The 6,745-nt window shown below is 67.9% G+C and carries 3 protein-coding genes; all 3 read left to right on the top strand.

Annotated elements, in window-relative coordinates:
- Positions 1–26: 26 nt before the first annotated feature.
- Entirely contained in the window at positions 27–4,019 is a 3,993-nt protein-coding gene (locus tag ACOJSF_RS13815; protein ID WP_420142776.1) for an SDR family NAD(P)-dependent oxidoreductase, read from the top strand.
- Between the two features lie 115 nt (positions 4,020–4,134).
- On the top strand, positions 4,135–5,484 hold the full coding sequence (locus tag ACOJSF_RS13810; RefSeq protein ID WP_420142775.1) for an aminotransferase class I/II-fold pyridoxal phosphate-dependent enzyme: 1,350 nt from the start codon (positions 4,135–4,137) through the stop codon (positions 5,482–5,484).
- 29 nt (positions 5,485–5,513) lie between these two features.
- The coding region (locus ACOJSF_RS13805) for a glycosyltransferase family 4 protein (RefSeq protein ID WP_420142774.1) at positions 5,514–6,745 on the top strand (1,232 nt) is incomplete at its 3' end.

The following is a 6,745-nucleotide window of genomic DNA, read 5'->3' as shown; positions in this document are numbered from 1 at the left end:
TCGCGGCCGGCCGGCTTGGCGAAGACATGGGCGTGCTGCCCTGGCGCTTCGGCCGGGTGCGGCTGCTGCGGCCCCAAGGCGCTACGCCTGCTGCGGCGCGGCTCGCCGTCACGCGGGTTGGTCCGCGCTCGGTGCGTGCGGACGTGGTGCTGGTCGATGGCGCCGGCGCGACGCTCGCCGAACTGGCGGATTGCTGGTTCGTGCGCGTGGCCATGGGTCGAGCGCGCGGCGACGAACAGTTTTTCCACCCCGCGACGATCAAGAGCCAGCTCCCCGGCGCCGCCGCCGCAAGCAGCGATACCGCCGTGGCGACAATGCTCGGACCGATCGTGGCGCCCGATCTGTCGGAAGCGCGTCTGCTGGCCGATGCCTTCGCCTCCGCTGTTGCCGCCGAAACGTTGGGGCAGCTGACGTCCAACGGCACCGATCGATTGTTTCCGCAGGATCTGTTCCGCAGCGGCCATGTTTCGCCCGCCAGTCGCCCGCAATTTGATCAATTGCTCCGCTGGCTTGCCGCTGATGGTCTTGCCGAACAATCAGGCGACGGATCCTGGTCTCTGACAACGAGCGATCTGCCGTCCTCGGCCGCGATCCTGCGCACCATGCTCTATGATTCGCCACTGGCGGTGGCGGACGCGGCCCTGCTGGCCTTGGCCGGCCAGACCCTTCCCGCGCTGCTGCGCCAGGGGCCGGGCGCAGCGGTCGCACTGCCCGCTGCCCTCTGGGATCAGTTTCTGGGCCAGTCGCCTTCGGGGGCTGCCGCTACGCAGGCGCTGGCGGAGGCGGTCGCGCGCGTCTTCTCCGGACGAGCGGCCGGCCGGCCGTTCCGAATTCTCGAAATCGGTGCCCGACGCGGCGGGCTTTCGCGCGAGTTGCTGCGCCGGATCGACGATGCCGACCTGCGTCTCGTTGCGGCAACCGACGCCGACGATCTGCCCGCACTGACCGACGCATTGGCGGCTGATCTCCGCGCTACGGCAATCGACTGGTCTTCGGGCGCTGTGCTGAACGCGGAGCCTTTCGACCTGATCGTGGGCCTCCACGCGCTAAGCCTCTCCGACGGCGTAGAGGGGAATGCCAGTGCTTATGCGGGCGTCCTTGCGCCGGGAGGGCTCATCCTGCTGGCCGAGCCCGTGGTGAACCGCGTCTGGCCGCTCCTCCGTCCCTTCCTCGCACCACCCAGCGATCCGGCGCGCTGGACGGGGCTTCTCGGTCGGGCAGGATTTGAGCAGCTTGAGACCCGGAGCATTGCGGGAGGGCTGTGGCCGGTCGATTTGATCGGCGGCCGAAAGCCCGCCGGAACGATAGCGCAGCCGTCGCCGCGCGCTGTCCATGTGCTGGCGCAGCCGGGCGACGCATTGGCGAGTGCCATTGCGGGCAGGCTTGGTACGTCACCCGAACCGCTCGGCACGACCATCACCGGTGATCGCCCGGTTGCGATCGTACCCGGGAAGACGCCTCTTCCCGAGCTGCTCGCAATGATTGCGGGCTTTGCTTCCCTGCCGCTCGATTCTCGACACGAGATCCAGTTGATTGTGACCGGCCGCGCTGAAGGCGATCCGGACACGGCGGCGCTGGCGGGCGCGCGACGCGTGCTCGCCAACGAGGCCGCTCATGTCCGCCTGCGTCTGATCCGGCTCGATCCGGCGCTGCCGATCGAGTTTGCGGCCGCTCATGCCGCCGCCGAATTGGCGGATCCTGACAACGAAGACGAGGTCAGCTGGACGTCCGAGGGGCGCACGACCGTGCGTGTCCGCGTCGGGCTGCCCATAGTCAGATCGGGGGACGGCGCGGCGCTCCGTCTCTCGGTGCAGCGCCCCGGCCTGCTCGATTCGCTCGGCTGGGCGGCGGCGGATGTCTCGGCACCGGGTGCCGGCGAGGTCGCGATCGATGTGAAGGCCGCCGGCCTCAATTTTCGCGACGTGATGTGGTCGATGGGACTGCTCCCTGACGAAGCGCTCCTCGACGGTTTTGCCGGTCCGACGCTCGGGCTGGAATGCGCGGGCGTGGTGACGGCGGTGGGTGAGGGGGTCACCGCTTTCGGCCCGGGTGATCGGGTGATGGCCTTTGCTCCGGCTTCGCTCTCCACACGCACCGTCACCGCCGCGCACGCCGTGATGCGAATGCCGGCGGAGCTCGATTTCGCAGCGGCCGCCACCGTTCCCGTTGCCTTCCTGACGGTCGCGTATTCGGTGGGGCCTCTCGCGCGTCTTGCAGCGGGAGAGACGATCCTGGTCCACGGTGGCGCTGGCGGCGTCGGCCTGGCTGCGATCCAGTACGCGCTTCATCGCGGTGCACGTGTTTTCGCGACGGCGGGGTCGCCCGCGAAGCGCGCACTCCTCGAAAAGCTGGGCGTCGAGGCGGTTCTGGACAGCCGCTCGCTGACTTTCGTGGACGATGTGCTGCGGCTGACCGGCGGCGAGGGCGTGGATGTCGTGCTCAACTCGCTCGCGGGCGAAGCCATGCGCCGCAGCCTCGGCCTCGTGAAACCGTTCGGGCGCTTCCTCGAACTCGGCAAGCGTGATTTTTACGAGAACAGCACGATTGGGCTCCGCCCCTTCCGCCATAACGTTAGCTATTTCGGGATCGATGCGGATCAATTACCGCTCCGCCAACCGGCATTGGCGGCCCAATTGTTCGACGAGATCGCCGGTCTGTTCGCGCAAGGGGCGCTTCGTCCGCTGCCGCACCGCGCATTCGATCAGGATGACGCAGAGGCCGCTTTCCGGCTGATGCAGAGCGCGGGCCATATCGGTAAGATCGTCTTAGTGCCCGGCCCCGTGCCGCCTCGCCGCCTTGCGGCGCCCGCGGCCTTCGCGGCCGGGCCGGGCGCCTACCTCATCACCGGCGGGCTCGATGGCTTCGGGGCGGAGGCGGCACGCTGGCTCGCGCGGCACGGCGCGACGAAGCTGGCCTTGCTGTCCCGTCGTGGTCCCGCCGCGCCGGCGGCGGACGCCCTTATCGCTGAATTCGCCGAGGCGGGCGTCGTTGCGAAAGCCTATGCGGTCGATGTCGCCGATGAAGCTGCGCTGAGTCGGACGCTCGAAACGATCCGTACCGATCTCGCGCCGATCTCCGGCGTCATTCACGCCGCCGTCGTGATGGACGATGCGTTTCTGGGCGCGCTCGACGCCGATCGCTTTGCCCGCGCTCTGGCACCGAAGCTCAAGGGTGCGGACGCGCTCGATCGGCTGACGCGCGCGGATCCGGTCGATCTCTTCGTCCTCTTTTCCTCGGTGACGACGGCGCTCGGCAATCCGGGGCAGGGCAATTATGTCGCCGCCAACGCGGCGATCGAAGCGGTGGCAGAGCGCCGCCATGCCGAAGGTCTGCCGGCGCTGGCCGTGCAATGGGGGCCGATCGGCGACGCGGGCTATCTTGCCCGCGAGACGCAGGTGAGCGAGATGCTGACCAAGCAGTTGGGCGGCGCGCATCTCTCCGCGCAGGAGGCTCTCGATCGGATTCCCGCGCTGCTGGCCGCGCAGGTGCCTGTCGCCGGTGTGGCGACCGTACGCTGGGGCGCGATGAAGGGGCGCCTTCCACTGATTTCCTCGCCGCTGTTTGCCGATATGGCACTCTCCGCCGCCGATGAGGCGGGCGAAGTCGACCTCGCCGTCCTCCTTGCCGATCTCAGCCCGGATGAGGCGCGTGAGCGCGTCACCGGCCTGCTGGTCGAAGAGGTGGCCCGGATCATGAAGCTGGCGCCCGAGCGCGTCGAGGCGCAGCGCCCGCTGGCCGAATTGGGCATGGATAGCCTGATGGCGGTGGAACTGCGGCTCGCCGTGGAGCAGCGCTTCGGGATCTCCATTCCACTCTTGGCGCTGTCCGAAGGCGCGACGCTGGCGGCGATGGCGGGGCGGATCATTCGCGGCCTTGGTGAGGACGGTGACGCCCCCCCTGCAGACGAGAAGGCCCGGCTGATGGAACGCCTCGCTTTGTATGAAGCCGGAGCGTCGGCCGGTGGCCTCGTCCCGACCCCGGAGGCGGGCATGGCAACCGCCGGAGCGGCCGTGCCCTGAGGCATGGCTGCGCCTTCCCGCGCCGTGTATTTCGGCCACATCGTTTCAGCAGGCCGCGCCGCCGCCCCGGCGACGCCTTGATCTGGCCGCATCCCCATGCGAGCGAAACGGGCAGATGACTGATTCCTTCGGACTTTCCGGTGCGGCCAAGGCGCAGCTCTTTGCCCGCCTTTCGGCACGTCAACCAGGACCGCATGTCGAGGCACTGCCGGAGCCCAAGGCTCCGCTGGGCTCCAGCGAGGTAACCGGCGATATCCGGATGGTGCAGCGCATCGGTGAAGCGCTCGGTATCACGAACCCCTATTTCCGCGTGCAGGAGGGGATACCCGGCGCGCGGTCGACCATCGACGGTCGGGTCTACGACAATTTCGTCTCCTACAACTATCTGGGGCTGAATGGCGATCCCCGCGTTGCCGCCGCCGCCAAGGATGCGATCGACCGCTACGGCACGTCCGTGTCGGCCAGCCGCATCGTGTCGGGCGAGCGAGCGATTCATCACGATCTCGAGGCTGCGCTTGCCGCCATTTATCGGACCGAAGATGCGCTGACCCTCGTCAGCGGCCACGCGACCAACGTGACGGTGATTGGTCACCTTGTCGGCCGGGGCGACCTGATCCTGCATGACTCGCTGTCGCACAACAGCATCGTGCAGGGCGCCCTGACGAGCGGCGCTCAGCGGATCGCCTTTCCTCACAACGACATGGACGAGCTCGACCGGCTGCTCAGCCAGGCGCGGGGCGGGGCGGCACGCGCGCTGATCGTGGTCGAAGGCCATTATAGCATGGATGGCGACGTGCCGGATCTCGGCCGGCTCGTCACCATCGCCCGCCGCCACCGCGCGCATATCATGGTGGACGAGGCGCATTCGCTGGGTGTGCTCGGGCAGAAGGGACACGGCATCTTCGAACAGGCCCGGGTCGATCCGGCTGATATCGACATATGGATGGGCACGCTCTCCAAAACGCTTTCGGGCTGCGGCGGCTACATCGCCGCCAGCCGTGAACTGATCGATTATCTGCGCTATTCGGCGCCGGGCTTCGTCTATTCGGTCGGCCTGCCCCCCCCCGTCGCCGTCGCCGCGCTGGCGAGTCTCGATGTCATGGCGGCCGAGCCCGAGCGGGTTGCAAAGCTGCAGGCCAACGGCGCACGGTTCCTTGCCGCCGCGCGTGCGCTCGGCCTCGACACGGGCCCCTCGATTGGCAGCGCGATCGTGCCGATCATGACGGGCAGTTCGATCGTCGCCGCGCGCGCGGCCGACGCCTTGTTCCAGAAAGGCGTCAACGTGCAGCCGATCATCTACCCGGCCGTGCCGGAGCAGGGCGCGCGCCTGCGCTTCTTCATGTCCAGCTTGCACGAGGCCGAACAGTTGGAGCGCGTGGCCGCCCTCGTCGCGGAGACGATCGCGGACCTGCGGGACATGCCGGTCGATCTCGCCGACCTGGCGAGTCGGCTCGCGGCGCGATAAGGGTGGCGCCCGCAAGGCGCCGGGACGACATGCCGCGCAAGACCGCCGAGCCGGAGATCATTCTCGATCTGTCGCGACTTCTCTCGCGCGTCTTCCATGCGACGCCAACGGGCGTCGACCGCTGTGAAATGGCCTATGCGCGCGGGCTGCTGAAGGCGGTGCCCGATCGCTTGCGCTTCGCGGCCGTCCATCCGGGCGGACTTTATGGTCGTATTCCGACCGCTGCCGTGGTCCGTTTCCTCGATGCGACGGAAGACCGGTGGGATCATCGCGGCTTCTCCTCCGCCTGGGACATGCGCCGCTTTGCCACGAGCGCGCTCGCAGCCATGCGCCCGCGCCTGCATCGCCGCGATCCGGCGGCTCCACGCCCCTTCTACCTTCAGGCGTCGCCCAACAATCTGACCAGGCCGAAGCTCGTTGCCTCGATCCTAGAGCGGGAACGCGCACGCTTCGTCTGCCTCGTCCACGACCTCATCCCGCTGCAATATCCCGAATATGCGCGCGAGGGTGGGGCCGCTTTGCACGAGATCCGCGTGCGGACGATCCTGGCGCATGCCGAAGGGGTGATCTGCAATTCACAGGCGACGCTGGATGCGCTCACGCCCTGGATGGAGAGGACCGGCCGCTTTCCAGAGGCTATGGTGGCCCACCTGGGCACTCACGCTCATCGCATTTCGGGCGACATGCCGCCGCCCGCCAGCGTTTCGGACGGCCGCCCCTATTTCGTCTGCATCGGCACGATCGAGCCGCGCAAAAATCACCTGCTCCTGCTCAACATCTGGCGGCGCATGTCGGAAGAGCGCGGTGCCGCAAACACCCCCAAACTCATTCTCGTCGGCCGGCGCGGGTGGGAAAATGAGCAGGTGGTCGACATGCTGGAACGCTGCCCGGGGCTGAAGGGCTGCGTGGAGGAGCGTGGTCGGCTGACCGATCGGGACGTGGCGGATCTGCTTCCCGGCGCGCGCGCGTTGTTGATGCCGAGCTTCGCCGAAGGCTACGGCATGCCGGTGGCGGAGGCGTTGAGCCTTGGCGTCCGCGTAGTCTGTAGCAATCTCCCGGCGCTGCGCGAAGCTGGGGGCGACAACGCGATCTACCTCGATCCGCTGGATGGTCTAGGCTGGCAAGCGACGATAGAGCAGCAGGCGAACGAACCGCTTTACGGTACGCAAGCGACTCATGAATTCAGGGAACCGCCTTCCTGGACAGGACATATCGCCATCGTCCTCGAAATGCTGCGTCGTTTGACGCCCGAGCAGTCATT

The sequence above is a fragment of the Sphingomonas sp. genome (assembly GCF_048594985.1).
Lineage (GTDB): Bacteria > Pseudomonadota > Alphaproteobacteria > Sphingomonadales > Sphingomonadaceae > Sphingomonas_I.
This window is presented reverse-complemented; position numbering and strand designations above follow the sequence as displayed.

What these genes read in the sequence shown, in the direction of transcription:
- ACOJSF_RS13810 (WP_420142775.1), top strand. Translation starts at nt 4,135, where the DNA reads ATGACTGATTCCTTCGGACTTTCCGGTGCGGCCAAGGCGCAGCTCTTT.
- ACOJSF_RS13815 (WP_420142776.1), top strand. Translation starts at nt 27, where the DNA reads ATGGGCGTGCTGCCCTGGCGCTTCGGCCGGGTGCGGCTGCTGCGGCCC.